This window comes from Dactylosporangium vinaceum, assembly GCF_019904175.1.
In the GTDB taxonomy this organism is placed as follows: Bacteria; Actinomycetota; Actinomycetes; order Mycobacteriales; family Micromonosporaceae; genus Dactylosporangium; species Dactylosporangium vinaceum.
On record NZ_CP061913.1, the window covers coordinates 7144559 to 7171080 of the forward strand.

The 26522-nt window shown below is 74.3% G+C and carries 23 protein-coding genes; 5 read left to right on the top strand and 18 right to left on the bottom strand.

The window, feature by feature from the left end; all coding sequences use genetic code 11:
* Positions 1-84 precede the first annotated feature (84 nt).
* Complete coding sequence (locus tag Dvina_RS31860; RefSeq protein WP_223092993.1) at positions 85-1368, bottom strand: glycosyltransferase; 1284 nt, start codon at positions 1366-1368, stop codon at positions 85-87.
* A gap of 63 nt (positions 1369-1431) precedes the next feature.
* Between Dvina_RS31860 and Dvina_RS31865 the strand changes: the two genes are divergently transcribed.
* The gene (locus Dvina_RS31865) at positions 1432-1899 is read left to right on the top strand and encodes a MarR family winged helix-turn-helix transcriptional regulator (RefSeq protein WP_223092994.1); all 468 of its coding nucleotides are present in this window, start codon (positions 1432-1434) and stop codon (positions 1897-1899) included.
* A gap of 68 nt (positions 1900-1967) precedes the next feature.
* On the opposite strand, the gene Dvina_RS31870 is transcribed toward Dvina_RS31865, so the two are convergent.
* Positions 1968-3629, bottom strand: a complete 1662-nt coding sequence (locus Dvina_RS31870; RefSeq protein WP_223092995.1) for a M28 family metallopeptidase — start codon at positions 3627-3629, stop codon at positions 1968-1970.
* 233 nt (positions 3630-3862) lie between these two features.
* Positions 3863-4429 carry an RNA polymerase sigma factor gene (locus Dvina_RS31875; protein ID WP_246655448.1) on the bottom strand — a complete coding sequence of 189 codons (567 nt, stop codon included), beginning with the start codon at positions 4427-4429 and terminating at the stop codon, positions 3863-3865.
* Between the two features lie 57 nt (positions 4430-4486).
* On the opposite strand from Dvina_RS31875, the gene Dvina_RS31880 reads away from it, so the two are divergent.
* The gene (locus Dvina_RS31880) at positions 4487-5911 is read left to right on the top strand and encodes a serine/threonine-protein kinase (protein WP_223092996.1); all 1425 of its coding nucleotides are present in this window, start codon (positions 4487-4489) and stop codon (positions 5909-5911) included.
* On the opposite strand, the gene Dvina_RS31885 is transcribed toward Dvina_RS31880, so the two are convergent.
* From Dvina_RS31885 to Dvina_RS31920, 8 genes are all read right to left on the bottom strand, one after another.
* Positions 5892-6470 carry a hypothetical protein gene (locus Dvina_RS31885; protein ID WP_223092997.1) on the bottom strand — a complete coding sequence of 193 codons (579 nt, stop codon included), beginning with the start codon at positions 6468-6470 and terminating at the stop codon, positions 5892-5894. The genes Dvina_RS31880 and Dvina_RS31885 overlap by 20 nt on opposite strands.
* Before the next feature lie 154 nt (positions 6471-6624).
* Positions 6625-7377 (bottom strand): hypothetical protein, encoded by a 753-nt coding sequence (locus Dvina_RS31890; RefSeq protein ID WP_223092998.1) that lies wholly within the window; start codon positions 7375-7377, stop codon positions 6625-6627.
* Positions 7378-7461: 84 nt separating this feature from the next.
* Positions 7462-8454, bottom strand: a complete 993-nt coding sequence (locus Dvina_RS31895) for a hypothetical protein (protein ID WP_223092999.1) — start codon at positions 8452-8454, stop codon at positions 7462-7464.
* Positions 8451-8963, bottom strand: coding sequence for a SigE family RNA polymerase sigma factor (locus tag Dvina_RS31900; protein ID WP_223093000.1), 513 nt, complete (start codon positions 8961-8963; stop codon positions 8451-8453). The genes Dvina_RS31895 and Dvina_RS31900 overlap by 4 nt, the downstream gene beginning before the upstream one ends.
* Positions 8964-9035: 72 nt before the next feature.
* The gene (locus tag Dvina_RS31905; protein WP_223093001.1) at positions 9036-10505 is read right to left on the bottom strand and encodes a GGDEF domain-containing protein; all 1470 of its coding nucleotides are present in this window, start codon (positions 10503-10505) and stop codon (positions 9036-9038) included.
* Between the two features lie 92 nt (positions 10506-10597).
* Positions 10598-11554, bottom strand: coding sequence for a sensor histidine kinase (locus Dvina_RS31910; protein ID WP_223093002.1), 957 nt, complete (start codon positions 11552-11554; stop codon positions 10598-10600).
* Complete coding sequence (locus Dvina_RS31915; protein ID WP_223093003.1) at positions 11551-12390, bottom strand: MEDS domain-containing protein; 840 nt, start codon at positions 12388-12390, stop codon at positions 11551-11553. The genes Dvina_RS31910 and Dvina_RS31915 overlap by 4 nt, the downstream gene beginning before the upstream one ends.
* A gap of 99 nt (positions 12391-12489) precedes the next feature.
* Positions 12490-13080 (bottom strand): AfsR/SARP family transcriptional regulator, encoded by a 591-nt coding sequence (locus Dvina_RS31920; protein ID WP_223093004.1) that lies wholly within the window; start codon positions 13078-13080, stop codon positions 12490-12492.
* Between the two features lie 78 nt (positions 13081-13158).
* Between Dvina_RS31920 and Dvina_RS31925 the strand changes: the two genes are divergently transcribed.
* Entirely contained in the window at positions 13159-13473 is a 315-nt protein-coding gene (locus Dvina_RS31925) for a hypothetical protein (protein ID WP_223093005.1), read from the top strand.
* A gap of 166 nt (positions 13474-13639) precedes the next feature.
* Here the strand turns inward: Dvina_RS31925 and Dvina_RS31930 are convergent, their stop codons facing one another.
* The 7 genes from Dvina_RS31930 to Dvina_RS31960 form a co-directional block, all read right to left on the bottom strand.
* Positions 13640-14146, bottom strand: coding sequence for a hypothetical protein (locus Dvina_RS31930; protein ID WP_223093006.1), 507 nt, complete (start codon positions 14144-14146; stop codon positions 13640-13642).
* A 113-nt stretch (positions 14147-14259) separates the two neighbouring features.
* A complete protein-coding gene (locus Dvina_RS31935; RefSeq protein ID WP_223093007.1) occupies positions 14260-15096 on the bottom strand; it encodes a tetratricopeptide repeat protein in 837 nt (278 codons plus the stop codon).
* Positions 15093-17555, bottom strand: coding sequence for an Hsp70 family protein (locus Dvina_RS31940; RefSeq protein WP_223093008.1), 2463 nt, complete (start codon positions 17553-17555; stop codon positions 15093-15095). Before Dvina_RS31940 ends, Dvina_RS31935 begins: the two co-directional genes overlap by 4 nt.
* A 2-nt stretch (positions 17556-17557) precedes the next feature.
* Entirely contained in the window at positions 17558-18034 is a 477-nt protein-coding gene (locus Dvina_RS31945; RefSeq protein ID WP_223093009.1) for a hypothetical protein, read from the bottom strand.
* 1 nt (position 18035) lies between these two features.
* The gene (locus tag Dvina_RS31950; RefSeq protein WP_223093010.1) at positions 18036-18887 is read right to left on the bottom strand and encodes a serine/threonine-protein kinase; all 852 of its coding nucleotides are present in this window, start codon (positions 18885-18887) and stop codon (positions 18036-18038) included.
* Positions 18884-20974 carry a septum formation family protein gene (locus Dvina_RS31955; protein ID WP_223093011.1) on the bottom strand — a complete coding sequence of 697 codons (2091 nt, stop codon included), beginning with the start codon at positions 20972-20974 and terminating at the stop codon, positions 18884-18886. The genes Dvina_RS31950 and Dvina_RS31955 overlap by 4 nt, the downstream gene beginning before the upstream one ends.
* A 63-nt stretch (positions 20975-21037) precedes the next feature.
* Entirely contained in the window at positions 21038-24097 is a 3060-nt protein-coding gene (locus Dvina_RS31960) for an AfsR/SARP family transcriptional regulator (RefSeq protein WP_223093012.1), read from the bottom strand.
* Positions 24098-24382: 285 nt separating this feature from the next.
* On the opposite strand from Dvina_RS31960, the gene Dvina_RS31965 reads away from it, so the two are divergent.
* Together Dvina_RS31965 and Dvina_RS31970 are read left to right on the top strand one after the other, a co-directional pair.
* The gene (locus Dvina_RS31965) at positions 24383-24838 is read left to right on the top strand and encodes a hypothetical protein (RefSeq protein ID WP_223093013.1); all 456 of its coding nucleotides are present in this window, start codon (positions 24383-24385) and stop codon (positions 24836-24838) included.
* A gap of 164 nt (positions 24839-25002) precedes the next feature.
* Entirely contained in the window at positions 25003-26475 is a 1473-nt protein-coding gene (locus Dvina_RS31970) for an alpha/beta hydrolase (RefSeq protein ID WP_246656611.1), read from the top strand.
* Positions 26476-26522: the final 47 nt, after the last annotated feature.

Below are 26522 nucleotides of genomic sequence, written 5' to 3' on the forward strand. Positions count from 1 at the left end.
AAGCTGCCGCACGGCGGTGCCGTCGCCGCGGGCGGCGTCCATCTACAGTGGACACTGCGGTGACCGGGCGGGGCGGCCGCGGCCTCAGTGCCGGGCGGCCGGGTCGCCGGGGCGGACGAGCTCGGTCAGTGCCGCCGCGGCCGCGTCGCCGCCCTGGTACGTCGCGAACTCGGCGCGGATGCGGCCCGCCGCCGTGCGGAGCTCCGGGTCGGCCAGCGCCCGCCGCACGGCCTCGGCGATCTGCCGCGGCGCGGGCGTGCGCCGACGCAGGTCGATCCCGGCGCCGACCCGGGTGACCCGGGCCGCGACGTCCGGCTGGTCGTTGCCCCACGGCGCCATCACCACCGGGACGCCCGCGCCGAGCGCCGCCTTGACGCCGTTGTAGCCGGCGTTGGTGACCACGACGTGCACCTCCGGCAGCAGCAGGCCGTGCGGCAGGAAGCCACTGACCCGCGCGTTGGCCGGGACCGGGCCGAGGCGGTCCGGCTCCGGCGTGGTGACCACGACGAGCGCGTCGAGATCCGCCAGGCCCTCGAGCGCGGGACGGGTCAGCAGCTCCGGGTCGGTCGCGACGGAGCCCTGGGTCACGTGGACCACGGCCCGCGCCTGCCGCAGCTGCGGCCACCACGGCGGCAGCGCCACCGAGCCCGGGGCCGGGGCGGGCGGCAGCAGCGGGCCGACGAGCCGCACCGACGGTGGCCAGTGGCGGCGCGGAAACTCCAGCAACGGCGTGCTCGCCTGCAGGTGCAGCTGGTCGGAGAGCATGTGGTCGAACGCGGTGACGCCGGCCGGCAGCGGCGGCAGCCCGTTGGCCGCGCGGCGGTCCGCGTAGGCGTCGGTCAGCCCGCGCATCAGCCGGCTGCCGATCCGCCAGGTCGCGGCGTTCGCCAGTCGCCCCAGCGCCGTCCGCGGGGGCTGACGGCCGCTGCCGAACTGCGGGATGTCGGGCGCCGGGGCGGACAGCGGGCTGATCCCGAGCGTGGCCCAGGGCAGCCCGGTGCGCTCGTGGAAGGCGCGCCCGCCGAGGCAGCACAGGTCGACGAGCACGGCGTCGACGGGCGTGTCCGCGGCGATCGCCGTGTAGTCCGCGAGCTGGCCCTCCATCCGGTCGACCATCAGCCGCCGCAGCGCGCTGACCGCCGCCGCCAGGCCGCGGGTGCCCGGCTCGGGCGCGGCGGGCAGGTCGGCGAACGACGGCGTCCGGGTGGCCGCGACGAAGCGCGCGCCGGTGCTCTCGATGACGTCGCGGTAGGGCTCGAAGCCGTGCCACAGCACGGTGTGGCCGCGGTCCGCGAGGCTCTTGGCGACCGCGCGCGCCGGTGTGACGTGCCCTGTCGCGTCCATGGTGCTGATGAGGAACGTTGCCATGAGGACTCCACCGTTACGATCGGACCGGATCTTCTCCTTTATCTTGAAAGTCGAGTAGCTTGAGTGTCAAGTGAAAGTGCCGAACTGCTGCATGCCATCGGTGACGCCTCGCGCTCGCTGCAGGCCGCCGTCGACGCCTTCGACGACGCGGTAACGGGCCTGCTCGGCATCAACCGGACCGACCTGCGCTGCCTCGACGAGCTGATGCAGGCCGGTGAGGCGAGCCCGGCCCAGTTGGCGGCCCGGCTGCGGCTCACCACCGGGAGCACGACCACGCTGCTGGACCGCCTGGAGCGGGCCGGGTACGTGACCCGCTCACCCGACCGGCACGACCGGCGCAAGGTCGTCGTGCGACCGACCCCGCTCGCGCAGCAGCGCGCCATGGAGGTCTACGGGCCGGTGGCCGCGGACGGTGCCCATGCGCTTGCCGACTTCAGCGCCGGCGATCTCGAGGCCGTACTGCGCTACCTGCGGATCAGCCGCGAGGTGCAGCAGCGGCACCTGCAGCGCATCCGGCCCGAGTCGGACTGAGCCCCCTCCGACGCCGGGGCCGCCTCCACCCCGGCGTGGGCGCCGGGGCGGAGGCGTTGTCGATCCGGTCAGCGGTCCCGGGTGCGCTCGTGGCCCCGGTACTTGAACTGGTGGCTGCTCGTGGCCGTCGTGGCGGCCGCCGCGTTCGCCTTCGGCGGGAAGGCGTTCCTGGCCCGCGCGAAGTACCAGACGGCGTGCACGAGCGTGTTCTTGAACTGCTGCAGCGAGCGCAGCGCGTTGCCGCGCAGGCTGTCGGCCTGCTGCTGCGCGAGTGCCGGGTTCGTGGCATACGTCAGCATCGTCGAGGCCGGCGGCTGCCTGGTGACAGTGGAGTACGTGTCGCAGTCCTCGTGGTAGCAGGGGTCGAGCTGCTCCCCCAGGACGCCGCCGTACCTGGCGACCTGCTCGGCGGTCTTGGGCGCCTCGGCCCCGGCGAACACGCCGCCCGCGGGAATGCCGCGGTTGACGAAGCCGACGTAGTCCGAGCGGCCGTCGAACGGAATCGGCTCGCTGACCATGCCCCGCTGCGCCCAGTATTCGGTGAGCACCCGCTCGATCGTGCCCGAGCCCTCCGGCCCGGAGTTCTCGGAGCCGAACGTCGAGCCGTCGCCGTCGTAGACGAGCCGCGCGAAGTTCGGGGAGGCGATCATGTCGGTGTCGAGCATCATGTCCGTGCGCGCGACCTCGCTGTCGGGCAGGTGGGCCGCGTAGTACTGCGAGCCGACCAGGCCGTCCTCCTCGCCGCCGAACCACAGGAAGCGGATCTTGTTGCGGGGCGGGGCGCCGGCCTTGGCGAGCTGCTCGGCGAGCTCCAGCTGGAACGCCGTACCAGAGCCGTCGTCGTTGACGCCCGGGCCCGCCGGCACCGAATCCAGGTGCGCGCCGAGCAGCACCACGTGGTTCGGGTCCCCGCGCCTGGTCTCGGCCACCACGTTCGGGTACAGCTTCTCCTCGTCGAACCCGTTTGTCGCGAGGTTGACCGTCGGGTTCCGGCCCGCCTTGTACGCGTTGTAGAGCTCCTGGCCGACGGCGAAGCTCGACACCACTGCCGGCAGCGGGTACGAGAACGGGGCCGAACGGAACAGCGCGTTGCTTCGACCCGGCGTGTCGCCCTCGTTGAACACGATCACCCCGGCCGCGCCCGCCTGTACGGCATTCTCCAGCTTCTGCGTGAACGCGCAGGTGCCGCGCTGGATCAGCGAGACGGCGCCGCGAGTGGCCGCCGGGAAGTCCGCGAGCTCGCAGCCGGAGGTCGTCCCGCCGGGACTCGGGATCACGATGTCGTCGGTCGGGACGACCTTGACGTTCGTCAGCGACGCGGTGGGCGTGTGCTCGAACGCGATGAAGTCGACCGACGGTGAGTCGTCGTCCCCGGCGCTGCCCGCGACATAGGTCCGGCCGGTTGGCGACGTCTGCTGCAGTACCGGTGCCGCGTTCTCGCGCCACAGCGGCATGCTGAACATCTCGTAGTGGGCGTTGTAGCCGGCCTTCTCCAGCGTGGCCTTCACATACGCCGCCGACGCCGTGTAACCCGGCGAGCGTGTGGAGCGCGTGCCGCCGTTGCGATCGGCGATGCGCTGCAGTGCCCGCTGATGGTCGAGGATGCCCTCGACCGTCACCAGCCGCTCCAGCCGCCCCGAATCGACGTCCGGTGGTCCCGCCGCCGCCGGCGGCGCGCCGATGAGCGCAACGATGATGACGGCCGCAGCCACCAAACCGACCCGATGCATCTGGCCTCCCGAGTCATGCTTCCTGGACAGCCACCGTCCCATAGCCGCATATCGATAACAACCCCCATCCATGCGCCGCCCACCCGACGCGGTCGCCGAGGAGCAGGGCGCGGCCGATCGCCGATCGACAGCGCCGCCACCCAGCCAGGAAAGTCCACTGTGGACAGTATCGGTAGAGTCCGGCCCGGCCGGCAGGGTGGGAACCCGTTCGTCGTCGGCGCCGCGGTGGGGTCTCAGGCGGACAGCGACGCGCGCACGCGCTGGCGGGCCGCGTGGATGCGCGACTTCAGCGTGCCGTTCGGGATGCCGAGGTGCTCGGCGATCTCCTCGTAGTCCAGCTGGCAGACGTCGCGCAGGACCAGCGGGGTCACCAGCTCCGGCCGCTCGGCGCCCAGCTGCTCAAGCGCCTCCAGGAAGTCCAGCCGCGAGCCCGCGATGACGCTTGTGGTGCGGGGATCGGCGACATCGACGCGCAGCACGTCGCTCGGCTGCTCGGCCGAGCGGCGCTTCAGCGACCGGTAGGTCTGGCGGGCACAGTTGGTGACGACCACGTACAGCCACGTCGTGAACTTCGAGCGCCCGCCGAAGGTGTGGATCTGCGTGGCGACCTGCAGCAGCGCGTCCTGGCAGGCCTCCTCGGCATCCTGCGGGCAGGGCAGGAACCGGATGCAGCGGTGCAGCACCTGCGGGCGGATCCGGCGCAGGAGGACGTCCAGGGCGGCCCGGTCGCCGGCCGCGGCGCGGTGCGCGAGCTCATCGGTCTCGAGCTCGTCGGCCCCGGCCCTCAGCTCGCCTGGCACCACGGCACCTGTACCCTCCCGGACAGCAGACTGTCCCTTACCGACGATAATGGGCACGTGCCCAATCCCGAGAAGATCGGCCGGTACCGAATCCTACAGCGGGTTGGCTCCGGTGCCTTCGCGACCGTGTGGCTCGGCGCCGACGACACGCTCGACGCACTCGTCGCCATCAAGGTCCTCGCCGACAACTGGGCCCACCACCCCGACATCCGGGCGCGGTTCCTGCAGGAGGCCCGCATGATGCGCCGGGCCGACTCGCCCCGGATCGTGCGGATGCTCGACATCGACGAACTTCCCGACGGCCGGCCGTACCTGGTCATGGCGTACGCCGCCGGCGGCACGCTCGCCGACCGGCTCGGCACGGGGCCGCTGAGCGTGGAGCAGGCGCTGGCGGTGGGGGCCCAGATCGCCGAGGCGGTGGCCGAGCTGCACCACATCGGCGTGCTGCATCGCGACCTCAAGCCGTCGAACGTGCTCTTCGACGAGGACCGGGTGCTCGTCACCGACCTGGGGCTGGCCAAGGCGCTGGCCCACGCGTCCGGGTTCACCGTTGTCGCCGGGACGCCGGGCTACATGTCACCGGAGCAGGCCCGGCTGGGCAGCGCCCTGGACGTGCGCTCCGACGTGTACGCGATCGGCGCGGTGCTGTACCACATGCTGACCGGGCAGGTGCCGCCCGCGCGCGACGGCAAGGAGCAGCCGCTGCGCCCGTCGCGGGTGCGGGCGGGCATCCCGTCCGCCGTGGACGCCCTGGTGAGCCGGGCCACCCAGACCGACCCGGCCCGGCGCTGGCCGTCCGCGGCGTCCGTCGCCGAGGCCCTGCACAGGCTCGCCAAACCCGAGTATCCGTCGCCGCGGCGCCGCTCGCGCCGGACCCGCGTGGTGGCCGTCGCCGCGGCGGCCGCCCTTGTCGGGGCCGCCACGGGCGGCGCGCTGCTGGTGCGGGCCCACACCGGGACGGTCAGGGTGAGCGACGAGTCGGGCGGCCTGTCCGTTGCGGTGCCGGCGGCGTGGGCGGGCCAGCTGCGCGACGGCGGGTGGGACCCGGCCACGATCGGCCTGCCGACGGGCCACGCACCGGGCCTGGTGGTCTCCAGCGACCTCTCGGCCTGGGCCGACCCGCACCGCACCGTGCCTGGCGTCTTCGTCGGCGTCAGCCGCGCGCTGGCCTCCGACGCGGCGGCGCCCGCCCTGCCCGAGCACGCGGGCTGCTCCCGGGTGGCCGACCGGGCCGTGACGGTGGACGGCGCCGCGGCGCAGGTGCACCGCTGGGTCCACTGCGACGGGACGGCCAACGCCTTCGACGAGATCGTGTTCGTGCCGGCGCAACGCGGCTTCGGCGTGTACGTGCAGATCCGCGAGACCGATGACCAGGATCACACCAACGCGATCCTGGCCGGCCTGCGGGTCGGCACCTCCCTGACGGTGCAGGCCGCCGGAGTGCCCCGGCGGCCCGCGCCGGTCACGACCTCGCCGCGGTGATCCCGGTGTTGTCGATGTGGAAGCCCTTGCCGTTCGCCGTGCAGGTCACGCCGGTGGTGGCCGACTCGCAGCGGAACGGCCCGACGCCTGTCACCTGCCCGTAGGCGAGGGTCGGCGTGCCCTCGCCGGGGTTGCCGATGCAGCTGCCCTGGGTGCAGGTCTTGTAGGTGCCGGTGGCGTCGAGCCTCACCGAACTGGCCGGCGTGAAGGTCTGGCAGTACGCCTCCGTGAGCCCCGCGTCCTGGAAGTGGATCTCGCAGCTGATGTTCCCCGACGGCGAGAGGAACGAGCCGCCGGTCGAGCGCTGCATCGGCACGAGTGTCGAGCCGGTCGTCGTCTTCGTGGCGGCGGCGGTCGCCGTGGTGGTGGCCGCGGCGGGGGTGGTGGAGCCGGGCGTGGAGCCCGCGCTCGGGGCACCGCCGCTCGGGGCCGGGGCCGTCGCACTGGCCGAGGCCCGCCCGCCGGCCGGGGCCGCGTTGCCGGGCTCGGTGACCGGGCCGCACGCGGCGAGCAGCAACAGCAGGCCGGCGGCCGCACCGGCGAGGGTGATCTGACGCATGGGTATCTCCTCAAGGCTCACGTTCTTGGTTGGTCGGCATGTGTGATGCCGTCCCGACGGGCCTGGTTCTCGGCCTGAGATCACGAAATGGTAACGAGCCGCCGCGGCGGCGCATCCTGTCCGGGAACGTCCGCGTGATGGTGCCGGGGCGGCCTCAGGCGGGCAGCCGGTCCCAGTCGGCGGCCATCGTCGTGGAGTCGTGCGGGTCCACCCGGACCGGGATGACGCCGCCCGGCTGCATGGTGGCCGTGCGCTGCGGCGGGACCGCGAACCGGCCCGGGCCGGCCACCGGTGCCCGGCCGTCGACCTCCAGGTGCAGCTGCACGTCGTAGACGGGGTGTCCGCGCTCGTCGAGCTGGCCGGTGAACGACGCGCCGAGCACTCTGGCCGTCGCGGGCACGCCCGTGCGGAGCAGGTGGTCCCGGAGGGCCGCGTCCGGCGGCGGGGAGGTGCCGGACCAGTCCACGAGGATCCGCTGCCGGTCGGTCGGGTCGACCGTCACCGCGAGCGGCCGGCCGTCGCTGAGCCGGCCGGTCGCGGTCAGGGGGACGAACACCTTGACGGTCACGTCGAACGTGCCGTGCACCGCCGTGCTCACCCGCAGCTCCAGCTGGACCTGCGGCTGGTTGTTGACGTACGTGCCGGTCGGCCGCGCGGCGAGCACCTGCGCCCGCCCGGGCACGCCTGTCGCGCGCAGGCGTTGGGCCGCGGCGGCGTGGCCGCGCAGGCCCAGGCCGATCAGCAGGAACAGCGCCCCGGTGACGAACAGGATGATGCCGATGATGAACAGCACCGTGCGGGCCGCCGGTGCCAGGTCGAACAGGGCCGCCGCGAGCAGCGCGCCACCGATCGCGAGCTCGGCCGAGCCGATCAGGACCATGCCGACAGGCCCGCGGTTGGAAGTCACGGGTACAGCATGATCCACAGGTGTCGGTACCGCAGTCGCGTGGGTGACTGCGGTACCGGCACCTGAGCCCGGCGGGTCACCGCGTCAGCCCAGCAGCGTCGTCCAGGTCGAGCGGTCGGTGCACGAGCCGAACCGGGTCTCGCGCGCCATCTGCTCCAGCATCGCGCGGGTCACGGTCCGGGCGTCCGGGGTGCGCAGCGTGAGGCTGCACCCCGGCTCGTACTGCACGACGAGCGCCGCCGCGCTGGTGTCGTTGTCGCCGAACCAGTCGGAGTTCTCCTTGGTGATGTACCAGGTGTCGTGCCCGGCGATCGGCACCGGCGGCCCGAACAGCGCCGCGAACTGCACATTCTGGCCGAGCTGACTCATCGCCCACAGCACGAGCCGGTGGTCGGCGTCCTGGAAGCTCAGGATCGTCAACACGTCGGCCGGCCGGGAGTCGACCGACACGGCGCGCAGGCCGTCGGGGACGAACCCGAGGCGCAGCGGCGCCCGAACGTCGCGCGGCGGCCCGATCTGCACCGCCACGGCCGCCTTCACCAGGAGATCCTGGGGCACCTTGCCGTACGCGATGATCCACGCGCCGGTCGCGTCGCGCCGGGCGACGGCCGCCACGGCGGTGCCGGGCGCGTCCTTGGCCGTGAACACCGGCAGCGCGAAGCCCGTCGCGCCGTTGCCGAGGCCGATCCGCTCCGCCCCGGCGAGCGTGCTCGGGTCGTACGTGCCCGGGTCGTGCACCTCCGCCTGCACCTGCTGACCGAGGACCAGCCGCTGCACGTCGGCGGAGGTCACGTACCCCTGCAGCTCGAACCCGCTGCCCGCCGCCACGCTCGCCCCGAGCTGGAGCATGCCCCGGCTGTACGGTGCGGCCGGGGTGAGTGTCGGCCGGGCGAACTGCCCCGCGGCGAGGGTCGCGACCACGGCGAGCACCAGCACGCCGGCCGCCGCCGCCGTGATGCGCCGGCGCCGCCGCAGCCGGGCCGCGCCGGTCGTGACGTCGTCGAGCAGGCCGGCGCCGCCGGACGCCAGGTCCGCGTGCTCGTCGAGGCTCTCGCGCAAGACGTCGATGCCGTTCACTGCTGCTGCCCTTCGGTCACGAGGCTGGGGTCGGTGAGCTCGACGCGCAGCGCCGCCAGCGCCCGCGCGGCGTTGCTGCGTACGGTGGCCGGGCGGCAGCCGAGCACGTCGGCGATCTCGGGGTCGCTGAGCCCCTCGTAGTAGCGCAGCACCACCGTGGCGCGCTGCTGCGGTGGCAGGGTGGCCAGCCGCTGCCACATCGCCTCGCGGGCGGCGGCGTCGGTGGCGTAGTCGCGCTGGACCGGGACGGCCGGCCCGTCGAGCGCGTCGAACGTCAGCGGTACCGTCACCACCCGGCGCCGGCGCCGCTGCGACAGGAACTCGTTGGTCAGCATCGCCCGCACGTACGCGTACGGCTCGTCCAGAGCGCCGATGCGCCGCCACCTGACCAGGGACTTGGTGAGGACGTCCTGCACCAGGTCCCGGGCCGATTCGCGCTCACCGCACAGCAGCGCCGCGCAGCGCAGCAACGCAGGCAGCCGGGCCTGCGCGAAGTCCTCGAACCGCATGGAACTCCTTCCGTCGGAAGAAGAACGCAAAAGTGCGGCAATCTGCTGCATCGACCATAGACCGCGGTGCGGTCAGTGCGAGGACCCGACCGGCACGTCGGTGACGCGGCGGCCGCGCCGGGCGGACTTCGCCGTGTACATGAGGGCGTCCGCCCGGCGCAGCAGCGCGTCGATGCTCACGTCGCCCGGCTCCCGCACGCCGACGCCGACGCTGGCGCCGACGACGACGCGGTGCCCCAGGATCGTGAACGGGTGGGCGAGGCGGGCCTCGATCCGGGCGCCGACCTCGCCGGCCTCGGCCCGGCTCGTCACGCCGGGCATGAGCACCACGAACTCGTCACCGCCGAGGCGGGCGACCAGGTCGGCGTCGCGGGTCTCGGCCCGCAGCAGCGCGCCGACCTCGACGAGCAGCGCGTCGCCGGCGGCGTGGCCGTACCTGTCGTTGACGGGCTTGAAGCCGTCGAGGTCCAGGTACAGCAGCGCGAGCGGGCCGTCGAACGCCTCCTGCGCCCGCTCGACGAACAGTGCGCGGTTGCCCAGCCCGGTCAGCGGGTCGTGATAGGCGAGATGGTGCAGCTGCGCCACGACGCGTTGCAGGTCCCGGCTCAGCGTGGTGTTGTCGCGCAGCGCCGCCATCTGGCGGACCAGCACCAGCAGGATCACGGTGCCGAGCAGCACTGCCGGGAAGATGGTCAGCCGCTCGCCCCGCGCCAGCAGGGCCACGGCGGCCAGGACGGCCCCGGTGAGCGGCACGTACGGCAGCCACGGCAGGAACGGGACGCTCTGCCCGCGCTCCGCCCGGCCCGACGGCACGCGGTGCGCGGCCAGGGCGATCAGGACGAACCCGGCCACCCAGCCGGTGTCGATCGGGTCGCCGCAGTTGTACGTGCCGTGCTGGTTGAGGTACGCGAACCCGAGATCGCCAATGCTCAGCGCGACGGCGGACGCGAGCATGAGCGCGGCGGTGGTGCGCTGTCCACGGGCCGCGCGCGGCAGCAGGATCAGGGCGACCGCGGCGAGCAGCACGTCGCTGAGCGGGTAGGCCAGGGACACCGCCTTGGCCGCGACGGTGAGGTTGCCCGCCCGGTAGACGCCTTCCAGTACGAAAACCCAGCTCAGAAACAACAGCGAGCCGGCGATCAGCAGGCCGTCGAGCATGACCCGCAGCAGGCCGCGCCGGACACCCAGCACGGCGACCATGCCGGCGACCGCACCCGGCACCATGATCAGGAAGCCGGCGTCGCCGAGGTTGGGAAACGGCGCATGGCCCTCACGGAACGTCACGTAGAACGCCCACACGGACTCCCCGAACGCCCAGCCGACCATGCCGACAGCGAGGGCCGTCCAGCCGGCGCGGGACCGCCCGGTGCTGCGGCGGGCGGTCCGGGCCGCGCTGAGCGCGGCAAGGAGCGCGGCCAGGATGAGCATCCCGACGCTGACGTTCGTCGCGACCTGCGAGCCGGAGGGCAGCAGCCGCAACGCCAGAAAGTGCGCGGCGACCAGACCCGAACCGAGCAGCACCGCGCGTACCTGACGCGACATGCACCCAACCTTGCGCACCGCCGGTTGCCGTTGTGGCAGCGCCGCAGTGCAGGACGGGTGCACGGCCCGCAGTGCCGGCCGCCGCCCGCCGGTCAGGCGCCGTCCGGGTCCTCCGCGACCAGGCGGACGGTGAAGCCCTCGGGCCCGCGCTGTAGCGACACGTACGCGCACAGCTGATGCATCAGCCACAGGCCCAGCCCGCCCGGTTCGCGGTCCGGCATCAGCCCGGCGACCGGGTTGGCCGGTCCGGGCCCGGCGTCGGTCACCGTGACCACGGCACGCCCGCCGCGGGCCCAGCCTCGCAGGTGCACGGGGGCCCGGCCGTGCCGGATGGCGTTGGTGACCGCCTCGCTGACCGCGACCACCAGGCCCTCGAACTCCTCCTCGGACAGTGCGGCCACCGCCCGGAGGGCGCCGACCGCGTCGCGGGCCCGGGCGGGGGACGGGTCGAGCAGTTCGATCGCCGGCGCCGCGCTCTGCAGCGGCTCGGTCCACGACGTGACCCCGCTGGTGAGGAACTGCCGCGGCGGCTGGTACATCCCGCTGGGCCGGCGGTGACCGTCGGCGCCGACCATGTGGGTGTGGGTGCGCTGCACGTCGTCGAGGATCTCGCGCGGCGCGGTGCGGGTGTCGTAGGGGCACAGGCCGTACATGGGGAACTCGTCGTAGACCTCGTTGACCGCTGACTCGTAGCGCGCCCACCACTCCCACGGCACCCCGACGCCGGGGTGCGGCACGTCGCCGGCGATGCGGATCTGCACGGCGCCGGCGTCGACATAGCGGGTGAGCATGTCGCGGTGGCGGCGGATCGCCGAGGCCGGGCGCAGGTAGTGCCGGCCCCCGTCGATGAACTCGACGCCGCTGTCCGGGCCGAAGACCGAGCGCACCAACCGCTGGTTGTGCGGCCCGAACAGCGACACGGTCGGCTCACCGGCCGCGACGCCGTCGCGCAGGAACGGCACCACCACGGCGAGGAACTCGTCGTCGGAGCCGTAGAACGCGGCCTCGTGGAACAGCCCGGAGTGCCCGAGCGCCGGTCCGGATCTCATGCCTGCACCACCACGTCCGGCCCGGCCACCGGCAGGAGGGCCAGCAGCCGGGGCAGCCCGCTGCCGGCGGCGACGATCAGCCGGGTCTCGGCGCCCCGGGCGCGCAGCTGCGCCGCGAGCGACAGCAGGCTGCGATGGTCGATGAAGGCCAGCCGGCGGGCGTCGAGCGTGACGACGCCGTCGACCGGGCGCAGCGGGATGCGGTCGAGCGCGGTCCGCAGCAGCGGGTAGCTCGCCAGGTCGACCTCGCCTTCCAGGACCGCTGTCAGGCCGGGCTCAGCCGACGCGAACAGCCGTACCGGCGTCGCCGCCGCCCGGGCCAGCGGGTGCATGCAGGCCAGCTCCGCGACCGCCCCTGCACCGAGCCGACTCCGGTCAAATGCGCACATTGCGGACATCGGGTGCGAGGTCATGTAGGCGTCGGCCAGGTGCTCGTATCGGGCGAACGCGTCCCGCCCGGCGTCGGTCTCGACGAGCGGCGTCGCGTCCACGGCGACCCGCAAGCCGGTGTAGCCGTCGGCCAGTGCCGCCTCGGTTGCCTGCGCATAGGCCCGCACCTGCGCCAGCGGGTCGAACAGCCCGGCGTCGGCATAGAAGCCGATGCCGTGGACGTGCGCGGCGCCCGCGGCGAGTCCGGCGGCGAACCAGGCCGCCCCGCTGACCTGCGCGACCTGGTCCGCACCGCCGACGAAGAGCACGCGCTGCCCACCGGCCAGCGCCTCGGCCAGGAACCGCTCGGCGGCCGGCCGGTATTCGTCGGGCGAGTCGAAGACCCAGCAGACGTGATCCTGCCGGCCGAGCCCGTCGACCGTGTCGATGAGCCCGGTCTGCCGCATAAGACGACATTAGCACTGCAAATACCTATGGCCATTTGTCGCCGGCGCCGCCCCCACCAGGGATGATCCGCCGCCGGCCCGTGGCTCACCGCGCGACGGCTACCGCGGGGTCACGCCGATCTCGGCCATCGCGGCCAGGTACCGGTCGTGGGCCCGGCGGGCCTCGCCGTGCCGGCCCGCGTCGCTCAGCAGCCGCACCAGGTCCAGGTGGGCCCGCTCGTCGTACGGGTCGTGGTGCAGCAGCCGCAGCAGGTATCGCGCGGCCTCGTCGACCCGGCCCGCGTGCCGCGCCAGCTCGGCCAGCTCGCGCACGACGTGCAGGTACGCCGCCCGCGCCTCCTCGCGGGCCGGCGTGGCCCAGTCGCCGTAGGGCTCGTCGGCGAGGAAGTCGCCGGTGTAGCGCCCCTCGGCCGCGGCCAGCACCGTACGGGCCGCCTGCGGGTCACCGTGCTCGCGCAGCCGCAGCCCGTACGCGGCGCCGGTCAGGAACGTCTCCAGGTCGACCGCGAGGTGGGTGACGTCCAGGGCCACGCTGGCCTGGTCGGCCAGGACGAAGTGGTCGGCCGGGGCGAGGCGCCGCGGGTCGAGCACGGCGCGGACCGTCGACAGGGCCACCGACAGCCGGTGGGCCAGCCGGGCCGGCTCCTCCTCGTCGCCCCACAGCAGGTCGGTGAGCCGCTCCCGGGGCACCGACCGGCCCCGCTGGCTGATCAGGATCCGCTCGACGCCGCCCGCCGCCGCCTCTACCTCGACCGCGTCGAGGAGGGCATGGCCCTGCTGGAGGCCGGCTCCCGCAAGAAGGAGCCGGAGCCGTTCCCGTGGGGCGACCAGGCGGTCCAGGCATTCACCGCGGCCGCGGCCGGGCTCGGCGGCGCGAAGGTCGTGCTCGCCGCGGTCGGCCCGGTCGACCGGAAGACCGGGGCGATCGACCCGCAGCCGATGCCGTGGCTGTCGACCGCCGGGGCTGAGCTCGCCGCCGGGCTGAACCTGCTGGCGGCCGGGATCCCCATGCCGGAGCCGGCGATCGTCCAGGAGGCGCTGCAGCACTTCGAGGCGGCGCGCGCGGCCCTGGCCGCGGGCTGAGGTTCGGCCACGAGACGGCCGGGGCGGCGTCGCCAGTGCGTCTTCTGCGCGTCCAGCCCGCGGGCGATGGCGCACGGCGACGTCGAGGAGGAGGACGACGAGGTGGTCGTCACGAACAAAGGAGGCGTCGCGCTGACCGCCGACCGGACCCGGTTTCCTGTAGGGCTCAGACGCTGCCGTAGGTGGCGTTCGGGCCCCAGTGCGGCATGGTCTTCGCGGTGTCGATCCGATCGTGCTGGTCGTACTGGCCGTCGTCGTTGCTGTCGCGGTCCATCGTGTCGAGCCGGCCGTCGTTGTTCGTGTCGGTCTGGCGCAGCTCGGGGTGGCCGTCGTGGTCGGCGTCGAGGCGGACCTCGTCGATGCGGCCGTCCTCGTTGTGGTCGTACTCCTTCTGGTCGATGGACCCGTCGTGGTTGGTGTCGTAGCCCGTCATGTCCATCTTGCCGTCGTTGTCGAGGTCGTACTGCCAGGCGTCGTCCTTGCCGTCGCCGTCGGTGTCGGCGCTCACCACGTCGACCCGGCCATCGTGGTTGATGTCCTGCTCGTGCACCTCGGGGCCGTAGTGGTGCGGCGTCTGCTGCGCGTCGATGTGATCGCTCAGGCCGGGGTGCTCGAAGGTGTGGGCATGGTACGGGTCGTCCAGATGGTCGGAGGTGAAGTCGAAGTCGGTCATGGCAGGTCAGCCTCCTCGTCGCTTGTCGCAACGCTACGACCGACTCCGGCGGGCCGAATCCCCCTTTCGTGCCGCATCCGTGCCGGGCGGCGCGCCGGCCGGTCCGCGCGATGTCACGGGTGCAGCACCAGCGTCACCGTCCGGTTGAGCGGCGCGTCGGGCCAGGGGCCCTCGGCCTGGTCGGCGGTGGCGAGGGTGAAGTCGGTGAGCGGCAGCCCCGAGGCGGCGGCCAGCCGCACCGCCGCGGCCTGGGCCCGCGCGTACGCGGTGGTCGACCCTCCACTGGTCCGGCCCCCGGCGACCGCGACGGTGTGGCCCACGACCGTCACGGTGACCCGGGCCTCCGGCAGCCGCCGGCCCACCGCGTCGAGCAGCGCCGCGGCACCGCCGGCGAACCGGGTGTCGGCGCTGAAGATTCCGATCGTGAACACGAGCCGGACGTCCTCGCCCTGCCGCTGCACGCGCACCCCGTCCATGACGAAGAGCCCGGCGACGCGGTCCGCCGCTGAGACGACCGGCGGAGACGCTGATGGAGACGCTGATGGAGAGAGCGACGGCGGCTGCTGCGTCGCCGAAGGCTGCACGAGCACGGCAGGCGGCGCCGAGCCGACGAGCCCTGCCGACGCGATCCCCCCGACGACGACCACGAACGCCGTCGCGGCCACGGCGAGGCGCAGCGGGCCCGGGCGGCCGGAGCGGAGCCGGGCGATCGCCGCCCGCCCCCGCCGCGCGTCGGTGTGCCCGGGGTCCAGCCGCAGCGCCTCGGCCCAGCAGGCGTCCGCCCGGTCCAGCTCCCCGAGCTGCGCGTACACCCGCGCCCGCAGGTCGAGCCCGGCGACGCTCGGCGCGCCGACGCCGTCGAGCAGCCGACCGGCCTCGGCCAGGCGCCCGGCCCGGGCCTCGGCCCGCGCCCGGTCCAGGGTGACGACGTCCTGCAGCTCGACGGTCATGACGCCCGGCGCAGCCCGATGACGTGGCTGCGCTCCTCCTCGGGCAGCAGCCGCACGAGGCGCTGGTTGACCGCGTCGAGTGTCCGGGTGTCCCGCTCGGCGATGGCCTGGCGGCCCTGCTGCACCAGCGGCTTCGCCGGGCCCCGTTCGCCGACGGCCTGGACGAGGCCGAAGAAGAGCCGCACCGGCCAGTCGGGGCTGCGGCGCTGGACGTCCACGACGAGCGCTATGGCGCGGTCGGTCGCCTCGCGCACGGCGGCCGGGTCGCCCGCGGCGACCGCCTCCTCGGCGCGGCGGTGCAGGGCGGCCAGCTCCTGCCGGTCGGCCGGGGTGCTCTGCAGCGGCACGACCTCGTCGGCCTCGGCCAGCACCTCGTGCAGCCGGGCGACGAGCGTGGGCAGCTCGGCGGCCTCCTCGATGTCGTCGAGCTCGGCCTGCAGGTGCAGCAGGCGGTCCTCGGCCGCGGCGGCCGCGCCGGCGTCCACGGCGGCGGCGTCGACCTGGTCGCGGGCGGTGCGCACGGCGTGCTCGTCGTCGAGCTGGTCGAGGCGTTCGCGGGCCTCGCCGGTGAGGCCCTGATCGCGCAGCCCGTTGAGCCGGTGGTCCACCCGGTCCAGCTGCTCGCGCAGCTCCTGGACCGGGCGGGTCCGCACGTCGTCGAGGTTGATCTCGGCCTCGAACTGGGCCTGGACGAGGGGGACGTCGGCGACGACGGTGACGAGGCTCGACGCGTCGACCTCGAAGGTCACCTCGACCTCGCTGCCGGCCGGCAGGTCGATGCGCACGTCGCGGGGGCGGATCTCCAGCATGCCGACCCGGCGGTTGCGGTCGCCGCGGTCGCGCTCGCCCTGCACCACCGGGATGCTGATCACCGCCTCCGGGTCGTCGCGACGCAGGGCATCGGCGGTGTGGAACACCTCCCGGGCCCGGACGGGCAGCGCGGCACCCTTGCGCAGGACCCGGGCGAAGGCCCGGTCGGCGAGCTGGATGCCGAGCGAGTGGGCCAGCTGGACGCCGCCGAACTCGACGTCGCGGTGGGTGATGGTGAACGTGGCGGGGGTCAGCGGGTGACTGGTGCCCTGGCCGTCGGTGAGCTCGACGGTGAAGCGGGAGGTGCGCCGGGTGTCGAGGTCGACCTCGGTCGCGAAGCCGCCGGTGGCGTTGAGGCTGATCCGGGCGGAGCGGAACGGCGGGCGCCCGTCCGGGTTGCTCAGGGTCACGCCCCACCCGGCCCAGCCGCCGGCCGGCGGGCCCTGGATGCGCCCGCCGACGGTCGGGCGGGTCGTGGTGACGCTCGGCTCGTAGGCGAGATCGGCGATGAACTCCCCCGGGGCCGCCGCGGCCGGAGCCGCCGCCGGCCGGCGCAGGGTGGAGGCGAAGATGGCCGCGCCGCGGGCGACGACGGTGATCGGGTCGAGGCTGGTGTCGATCGTGATGCCGATGCCGGTGTCCGGGTCGGCCAGCCGTTCCCGCAGCCCGGGCGCGAGCGTGGCGCCCCCGACGAGCAGGACGCGGTCGATGTCGGCGGCATCCAGCGACGCTTCGCGCAGGGCGGAGCGGCACAGGTTGATCGCGCGGGTGTAGTAAGGCTCGGCGAGCGCGTCGAGCTCCCCGCGGGTGAGGCTGTATTCGAAGGTGCCGTCCTCGAGGTCGACCATGACGACGGCCTGGTCCAGGCGCGACAGCTGGATCTTCGCGTCCTCCGCGGCCAGCTTGAGCTTGCTGAACGCCGGGCGCCAGGCCGCGTTCTCCCGGCGGAAGTCGGCCAGGTTGAACTCGTCGGCGACGGCCGGGGCGAGGACCCGGTCGACGAGCGCCCAGTCGATGAGCTTGCCGCCCAGATACGGGTCGCCGGCGTGGTTGAGCACCCGCAGGTCGCCGTCGCGCTTGCTGACCACGGCCGCGTCGAACGTGCCGCCGCCGAAGTCGAACACCATCCAGTACCCGCGGTCGGTGCCGTCCTGGAAGCCGTAGGCGAACGCCGCCGCCGTCGGCTCCTGCACCAGCGGGCAGCCCGCGTCGAAGCCGGCCAGTTCGGCGGCGGTCACGGTGGCCTTGTTCTGGTTGAGCGTGAACGCGGCCGGGACCGTGATCACCACCGCGCGCGGGGCCGCGCCGAGCTCGCGGGCGGCGTCGGCCCGCAGCGCCTTGAGGACCTCCGCGGACAGCTGCGGCGGGGTCAGTTCCAGCCCGGCCCGCGCGAACGAGCGCCGCGCGTCGACGAGCCCCATCTCCAGCTTGAACTCGGCGTGGGCGTTGTCCGGGTCCGACTGGGCGCGCTCGCGGGCCTTGCGCCCGACGTACACGACGCCCGGTTTGGGGATCCAGACGGCCGACGCGGTCACCTCCAGGCTCTCGGTGCTCCTGACGATCTGTGCGGCGCCGTCGCGGACCACCGCGATGGCGCTGTTGGTGGTGCCGAGGTCGATCCCGACGTCAATCGTGTCGCTGTCCCACATGCCTACTCCTGTTCCGGGCCGGCGACGATGACCTGGCCCATCTGGATACGCCGGTCGAGCAGGTACACCGTCGGCCGGACCGTCTCGACGACGACCTCGGCCGAGCGCCCGGGCTCCGCCTGGAACGCGAGCACCTCCAGCGAGCGGCCCGGGTGGTACGCGTCGCCGTCGTGGTCCTGCACGACGAGGCCGGCCTCGGCCAGCGCCTCGCGGCAGGTCAGCAGGTAGCGGCCGGTCTGGCGGTCCCGGGCCCCGTCACCGCGGGCGAGCCGGCGCTGGGCCCGCCACAGGTTCGTCGCCGCCCCGGCCAGTAGCTGCTCGTCGAAGTGCGGCGCCTCCGGCGGCGGTGGCCCCGCCGAGACCCCGGCCCGCAGCAGCGTCTCAAGCTCGAGACCCAGCGGGGGTACCGCCAGAATCCGCAGCGCCCGCGGATAGCGCAGCTGGCGAACGTGTGCGGTGAGCGACTCCAACGCCTTCACATCAGCCTCCCCCGGCGCGGGCCCGCAGCGCGTCGGCGAGCTGCCGGGCGCTGGGCGTGCGACGGTCCGGATCAACCTCGAGCGCGGCTCCCACGATCGCGTCGAGCTCGGCGTCGACGGTCTCGTTGTAGCTGCTCGGCGGGAGCAGCGGCCGGCGGAACCGGGCCAGCCGCAGCGGCTCGAACGGCCCGCCGGTGTCGTAGGGCAGGTGGTCGGTGAGCAGCAGGTGCGCGATCGTGCCGACGGACCAGACGTCGGCGGCCCGCGAGTAGCCGAAGCCCCGCAGCACCTCGGGTGCCATGAACGCGTAGGTGCCCTGGGCGCTGGCCAGCATCGTGAACGGGTCGGCGTGCTTCGCCAGCCCGAAGTCGCCGATGCGGATTCGCAGGCTCGGACCGTCGTAGCCGACGAGGACGTTCGCCGTCGTCAGGTCGCGGTGCAGTACCGGCGGGTCCAGCTCGTGGGCCACGGCGAGGCCGGAGGCGAGCTGGGTGAGCACGTCGGTGACCACCGGGGTGGGCACGGCCGGTCGGTGGCCGGCGGCGAAGCGCTGCAGCGTGCCGCCCGGCACGTACTCCATGGTGAAGTAGCCGCGCCGGCCGGCGGGCGTCGTGACGGTGCCGGCGTCGAAGATCCGGATGATGTTCGGATGGCCGAGCGTGGACAGCAGCCGCGCCTCGCCCAGCAGGTCGTGGGTCTGCTCTTCGGAGGCGACCTGCTTGAACAGCTTCATGGCCAGCCGGCCGAGGTAGGCGTGCTCGACCCGGTAGGCCTCGGCGAAGGCGCCCTCGCCGAGGAACCGGTCGACGACGAGGGTCTCCCCGACCCGGTCGCCGGGGTGGAGCAGGCTCATGCCGCCGCCCCGCTCCACGGCTGGTCGCCGACCTTGGCCAGGACGCAGACGGTGTACTTGGCCCTGGTGTTCTGGCCCCAGTAACCGCTGCCGGGCGGGCGCGCGAGGTACTGGTACGCGGGGCCCGGCCTGCGCTTGTCGTACAGCGCCCGGCAGGCGGCGTCGGCCGCGGCGGAGACGGCCTTGTCGCCGGGCCACGCGACACCCGGCTCGTACAGCACCGGGTAGCCGAGGATCTCACCCCAGTGCGGCTGCCCGCACCTGACGAAGTCGGCCGAGCCGTCGTTCTTGTCATAGCTCGCCTTGCCGGCGATACAGCTGCCCGGCGGCGGGTCGAGCGTGACGTCGAAGGCGAACATCGACGCCGGCAGCGTGAGACCGGCCTGGCTGGTGCGCAGGGGGTCGACGATGCTGCGCGTCGGCATCGGCTTGTCGCCGGGCCGGCCGACCAGGCAGGTGGCGTAGTTCTCGGTCGCCCGGCCGCCGGTGTTCCAGGTCGCCGAGCCGGTGTAGCCGCCGTCCGCGGCGTACTCCCGCGTGGACAGGCCGTTGCCGGCGAGCAGGAAGCTGCACTCGAACTGCGTCGTCTGCGCCAGGACCTCGTCGCCCGGGTACGGTCCGGGCTCGCCCAGGGGGACGTAGCCGAGGACCTCGGCCCGGTGCTCCCGGTCGCACGGCGTCGACGTCAGCGCGCCCGACCTGGTCAGCCAGTCCTTCCGGGTCAGCAGGCACGTGCCCGCGGGCGCGTTGCCGGCGATGGTGTCGGCGCCGACGGAGACCGTGCTCTGCCGGCCGGCATCGTCCCCGGACGACGAGTCGCACTGGTACACCGCCCAGCCGATGAAGGCCGCGATGAGCGCCAGCCAGACGTACCGCCCGTAGTTCGGCCGCCGGCGCCGGTAGGCGTACGGCCGGACCGGGCGCGACCGCGGGACCTGTGGCGCTCGCGGCTCCACCCGGCGCCGTTGCTCCATCTCGTCCACGAACCGGAGCAGCTCGTTGATGCGCTCGGAGTCATCGGCCCGGCGCTGTGGACCGCGCCGGCCGGGGTCGGGCGTCAGGCGTTGCACGGCCACGAGATCGGCCAGATAGGCGAGGTTGTCGTCGATCTTGGCCTCGGTGTCCGGGTCCGACACCAGCTTGCCGGCCTGTTTGAGCCAGCTGCGCGCGTCCTTGTCGGAGGCTGCGCCGAGGCTGTCGATCAGCCGGACGGCACAGTTGTTGAACGCCGTCGCCACCTCGTTGCGCAGGCGGGCCGTCCGGCGGTGCTGCGCGGCCGGGACCAGGCCCTCGAGCCGCTCGACCTTCGGCATGAGCTGCTTGCGCAGGCGCTGCACCACGATCTGCGGCTTGGTGCCGGCGTCGAGCCGCTCACTGACCGTGCGCACCTCGGTCCGGATCTGCTCGTACAGCGGCTCGGCCGCCTTCTCCAGCTCGTCCGCGACGAACGCCGTGGTCGCCGGCCAGGCGTGGGCGAGCCGGCTCAGGTCGGCCTGGCGCCCGCCCCCGGCGGCGGCCAGCTGGATGAGCGGCCGGACCAGGGTCGTGGGCAGCGCGTCGCGCAGCGCGTCGATGTCGGCCTCGTCGAGCTGCCGGTCGTCGAGCGCGGCGATCCGTTCGCGGAGGTGGTTCCAGACGGCGGCCCGCCGGGCCTGCTGGTGCCAGAGGTTGCCGGCTTTGGTCCACTGCTCGTCGAGCCGGCGCCGCTCCAGCGGGGCCGGCAGCCGGGTGGCCTGCTCGGCCTCGAGGACCTGGCTGTGTGCGCGGACCGCCGCGTCGTGGTCGCGGTGCAGCGCGGCGGTGCAGGTGCAGGTGGCCCCGGGCTCGTCCCACAGCCAGAACAGCTCGTGGACCAGGCGCGGGCGCGGGTCGCCGAGGATCAGGTCGAACGCCGCGGTGGCCGTGTCCAGGTCGGCGTCCAGCCCGGTGTCGGCGCCGACCTTCAGCAGCGTGGTGAGTTTCTGCCGGGCATCGCGCACGGCCCGGCGCTCGGCGTCGGTGCGCAGGCCGGTGATCCGGAACGCGTTGCGGCGATACAGGTCGGGGCCGGCGAGCTCCCGCATCGCCGCCTCGATCGATCCAGCCATTGCACCACCCGCACTGCAGTTGCCCCCGTAGGGGCCAGTGCAGCACGGGCGACTACACACGCCCTACATGTCGATGTGTAGATCGGCCAGCATCCGGGTGGTCGCCTGGGCTTTCGCCGCGTCGCCGACCCGGAGGGCGAGCTCGTGGGCCTCGCGCAGGGCGGTGCCGGCGGCGGCCGGGTCGAGGGTGCCGAGGGCCCGGCCCAGCAGGATGAGCGCCCCGGCCAGGAAGCGCAGCCACCCCCGGGTCCGCCACATCGCCACCGACTGCCGCAGGTAGCCGGCCGCCTCGGCGACCCGCCCCCGCCCCAGCTCGACCTCGCCGAGGATCTCCAGGGCCTCGGCCTCGTGGTGGGCCATCCGATACTCGCGGGCGACGGCGAGCGCGGCCTCGGCGGCCACGTCGGCGTCGGCGTCGCCGCGGCGCAGCTGCAGCCGGGCCATCGCGTTCATCGTGAGCGCCTCGGTGTATGCGTCGCGGTGGCGCCGCGAGATGGCCAGCGACTCGGTCAGGAACTCCTCGCTCGCGTCGAAGTTGCCGGCCTCGCTGTGGCCCATGCCGAGGAACTGCAGGGCGGTCGCCTCCCAGCGCGGGTTGCCGAGCTTCCGGGCGCAGGCCAGCGCCTGGTAGAGGTGCTCCACGGCGGCCGGCAGCCGCCCCGACTCCCCCAGCGCCACGGCCAGGGCGACGTGCGCGCGGGCCTGGCCGCCCAGGTGGTCCGCGTCCTCGGCCCAGCCAAGCGCCTCGGTGGCGGCGGCGACGGCCTCCGCGTGGCGGCCCATGGCGGTCAGCGACCAGGACCGCATCACGCCCGCGTCGGCCATCCCGCCCGGCTCTCCGGCCGCCCGGAACATCCCTTCCAGCCGGGCCGCCGCGCCGAGCGCCCGGGTCATCGCCTCGGTCGTGTGGTCGGTGGTGATCCACGTGTCAACGTCGATCAGCCCGCGCAGCATGACCGCCTCACCGCGCCGGTTGCCCGCCTCCGCACAGGCCGCCCGGGCCGCCTGCCCGGCCGCTTCCCACTCCGCGTACATGCCGCGCACGTCGAAGTACTTCTCCATGCGCTGCACCAGGTCGAACGCCACCTCGTCCCGCCCGCCGGCGCAGGCCTGCCCGATCACCGCCCGTAGCGCCGCCTGCTCCGCGTCGAACCAGCTCAGCGGCGCCACCGCGGCCAGGGCTGCGACGATCCGGCGCACGTCGGGCCGCGGCGCCCGCCCGGCGATCGGCGCGAAGCAGGGCCCGGGAAGGCGCGGCTCGAAGTGCTCGGCCACGGCCAGCCACGCCCCGAAGCCGCGGTCCAGCGCGGCGTCCAGCACCGCCGGCGCCTCCTGCTCCCGCGCCAGCTCCCGGGCGAAGAGCCGCACCAGATCGTGGAACCGGTAGCGCGCCTGCCCGGCCTGGTCGGCACCGACGGCGTTCACCAGGTGGGCGTCGACCAGCTCATCCAGGTCGCGGCCGGCCACCGCGGGCCCGTCGCCGCCCAGCACCTCGGCCAGCCAGTCCGGGAAGTCGGGCACGTCGAACGACCCCAGCAGCCGCAGCAGCCGCTGCCCGGACCCGCTCAGCCCCTCGTAGCTCAGCGCCAGCGACGCCCGCACCTGCAGATCCCCGCTGCGCAGGTGATCGAGGCGCAGCTGCTCGTCGCGGAGGAGGTCGGCCAGGTGGGCGAGCGTCCACGCCGGCCGGGCGGTGAGCCGCGCCCCGGCGATGCGCACCGCGAGCGGCAGCCCGCCGCACCGCTGCACGATCGCCGCCGCGTCGGCCGGGCTCCGGCCGATCCGCGCGTCGTCGACGATCCGCTCCAGCAGCCGCACCCCGTCGGCCGCTGGCAGCACGTCGAGGTCCGTCCACCGCACGCCCTCCAGCCCGGACAGCCGGGCCCGGCTGGTCAGCAGCACCGCGCAGGTCGGCGACCCCGGCAGCAGCGGCCGCACCTGCCTTTCCCCGGCCGCGTTGTCGAGCACCACCAGCACCCGCCGCCCGGACAGCAGCGTGCGGTAGAGCTCGGCCCGTTCCCCGGCGTCGACCGGCACGGCGGGCCCCGGCACACCCAGCGCCCGCAGGAACCGCCCCAGGACGTCGGCCGGCGCCACCGGCTCGGGGTCGGTGCCGGCCAGGTTGGCGTAGAGCTGCCCGTCCGGATAGCCCGCCGCGATCCCGTGCGCGACGTGGACCGCCAGCGTCGTCTTGCCGATGCCCGCCATCCCGGTGATGCCGGCGACGCGCAGCCCGACCGCCGGACCGTTCGGCGCCAGCAGCCGGTAGATCCGCCGCGCCTCCTCCTGCCGCCCGGTGAAGTCGGCCACGGCGGCCGGCAGCAGCGCCGGGCGCGCCCGGCGCTGCTGCTCGCCGGGCCCGCTCGTCGCGGCGCCGCGTTCGTCGAGGATCTCCCGGTGCAGCTCCCGCAGTGCCGCCCCCGGGCCGCGACCCTCGGCCCGCAGGACCCGGCTGAGCTGCTCGTAGGCGTCGAGCGCGCGCCCCCGCTCCCCGCAGCGCTGCAGGGCCCGCAGATACTGGCCCCAGAGCCGCTCCCGCAATGGGTGCTCGGCGCTCAGCCCGGCCAGCTCACCGGCCAGGGCCGCGTGCTCGCCCAGACCCAGCCGCGCCTCGACGTGATCCTCCAGCGCCGCCAGCCGGCTCTCGTGCAGCCGCGTGGCGTGGGGCTGGAACCAGTCGAACCCGGGAAGGTCCTCGAGCAGCGCACCGCGCCAGAGCCCGAGCGCCTGCCCCAGCCGCTCGGCCGCCTGCGCGGGCCGGCCGGCGTCGAGCGCCCGGCGCCCCTCGGCCGCCAGCTCCGCGAAGACGCCGATGTCGCTTTCGCCGGCCGCGAGGTCGAAGCGGTACCCCCCGGCCGTCTTGACCGGCCTCACCCCACTGCCCGGCGGTACGTCCGCCAGCGCCTGGCGCAGCGAGGAGACGTACGAGTGCAGGTTCGCCCGGGCCGACGACGGCGGCCGCCCGTTCCACAGCCCGTCGAGCAGTTCATCGATGCGCACGACGCTCCCGGCGCGCAGCAGCAGCATGCCCAGCAGCGCCCGCTGCTTACGCCGCCCCACCGGCACGAGCGCGCCGCCAGGTCCGCGCACTTCAAGGGCGCCCAGCAAGCGAAAGACCGGCACCGAGGCCCCTTCCCGCATCAAATCGGGCAGAAGGTGCGAGGTCCATTCGACCACATCCATGGCGCGTTCCCAAAGTGCCCGGGAAAGGCTTTGCCCCGGCCGGCGGACGAGGAGCAGATCGTCGCCTAGCATGCCGCGATGCTCCGCGTGCCGGGTGCCCGGTGGTGATCGGTGGCGGTCGGTGGGCAATCATGACGGTATGCAGTTGCACCTGATCACTCGCTCGTCCGGCGGGCCGCGGCGTTGAGCACTGGAGCCCGGCGAAATGATGAACCGGTCGGCTGGGTGCCGATCGACGAGCTCAGCGAACTGGCCCGGGCGCTTGTCGGCGAGCGCCTCAACGGGCGTGACGTCGTTCCGGCGCACGTGCGGGACCGGCTGGTGGCCCTGGCCGGCCGGTGGGCCGCGCACGGGTTCACGGCACAGACCGTCGCCGACTGGGTCGACCTGGAGCCCGAGGCGGCCGCGCTGCTCGTCGCGGCCGGGGCCGGCCCGGCCGAGCTGCGCCGGCAGGTCGTCACCACGCCGGAGGGTGAGATGAGCCTGTGGCAGGCCGTCGTCTCCGGCGCCCTGTCCGCGCAGCAGGCCGCCGATCGGCTGCCGGCGGCGAAGACGCCCGAGCCCCCGGCGGCGCCACGGGTGGCACCCGCGGTGTTCTCCCACCCGCCCGACGCGTCCGAGCGCGACGCCACCGATCAGCGGAGCCGATCGAGGCCGCAGGGCACGCCCTTCCAGAGCTGAGCCCGCGCCGCGGCCGGCCGCACCACCGGGCCCGGCGGCCGGCCGCGGCGTAGTGGCCGGGTGCCACGGTCGGGTCACTGTCCGCTGTTGCCGAACCGGCATGGCCGTCGCTACGTTTCGCGCATCTGCGGGAGCGGCCTGTCGGGCGGGGGACAAGCGGCGTGATGATCGATGAGGCGGCGGAGCGGACGCGCGATCTTGCGGCGTCCCCGCCGCGCGGGCGGCACCGGCACGGGCGTGGCCGCACGGTCGCCATGGCCGTGGCCTGGGTCGCGGCCGGGTGTGCGGTCGCCGGCATCGCCCTGGCGGCGCGGGCCGGGGCGTTCGATCACGTGCCGCTGCTCGATCACGCGGTGGGCGCCGGCGCCGAGGCCGCCGGCGGTGGGCTGCTGCTCGCCGCGTGGTGGAGCCGGGACCGCCGCTGGATCACCCGCACACTGCCGGCCCTGCTGCTGTCGATCGCCGGGGTCGTCGGGCTCGCCGCCTTGGTGCTGTGGGCCACCGGTACCGTCAACGACGCCTACCCGCCCTCGTTCGCGCTGTGGGTCGGGGCCGGGTTCGCGGCCGTCGCGGGATGCCCGCTCGTCCTGCGCCGGCGCCGCTGCGGGCCGGCACCGCACCGCGCGCCGGCCTGGCGCCGGGCGGCGGCCGTCGTCGCCGTCCCCGTCACGGCCGCCGGAGCGTTCATGCTCATCGACCAGCAATACGGCATCTGGCCCCAGATCGGCGACGTCCTCGGCCACTCCGGGGCGCTCGACGCCCAGCAGGCCCACAACCTGATCGACGGCACTGCCACGCCCGGTGGTCACCCACCCGCCCAGGGGGTGATAGCCGACCTCGACGCCCCGGCCACCAGGTCGCACTTCCAGCACCGATCCGGCGTGGTGTTCCTGCCACCGGCATACTTCGGCCCGGACCGGGCGACGCTGCCCGTCCTCGTCATGCTCGTCGGCTCGCCCGGCACGCCGATCAACTGGCTCAAGTCCGGGCACGGCCAGTCGACCGACGACGCGTACGCGGCCGAGCACCACGGCCGCGCCCCGGTCCTCGTGGTCGTCGACCAGAACGGCTCCGCCACCGGCGACACCGAGTGCGTCGACAGCCCGGCGGGCAACGCCGAGACCTACATGACCGTCGACGTTCCCGCGTTCATCACCGGCACGCTGCAGATCCAGCACAGCTCGTCGAGCTGGGGCATTGCCGGCTTCTCCGAGGGCGGCACCTGCGCGCTCGACCTCGTGCTCGGCCACCCCGACATCTACCAGCACGCCATCGACTTCGGCGGCGATGCCCGGCCCAACCTCGGCAACCCGCAGCAGACCCTGCAGCACCTCTTCGGCGGCAACGTCGCCGCGCAGCAGGCCCACGACCCGGCGCGGCTCATGAGCACCCGCCACTACCCCGGCGTCACCCTGTGGTTCGGCGCCGGGGCCGACGACACCCGCGGCATCGCCGTCGGCGAGCAGCTCTCGGCCGCGGCCACCCACGCCGGCATCGTCAACCACCGCTTCGTCGACACCGGCGGCCACAACTGGCAGTTCGCGAGCACCGGCTTCGCCCGGGTCCTGCCGCAGCTGTGCGACGAGATGGTCGTCAGCCGCCTGTCCCCCGCACCGGGCCGCCCCGGCCGCCTCTGAGGCCGCGTCCGGCTGCCCCGCTGGGCGCGACACGGCCGACGATGCTC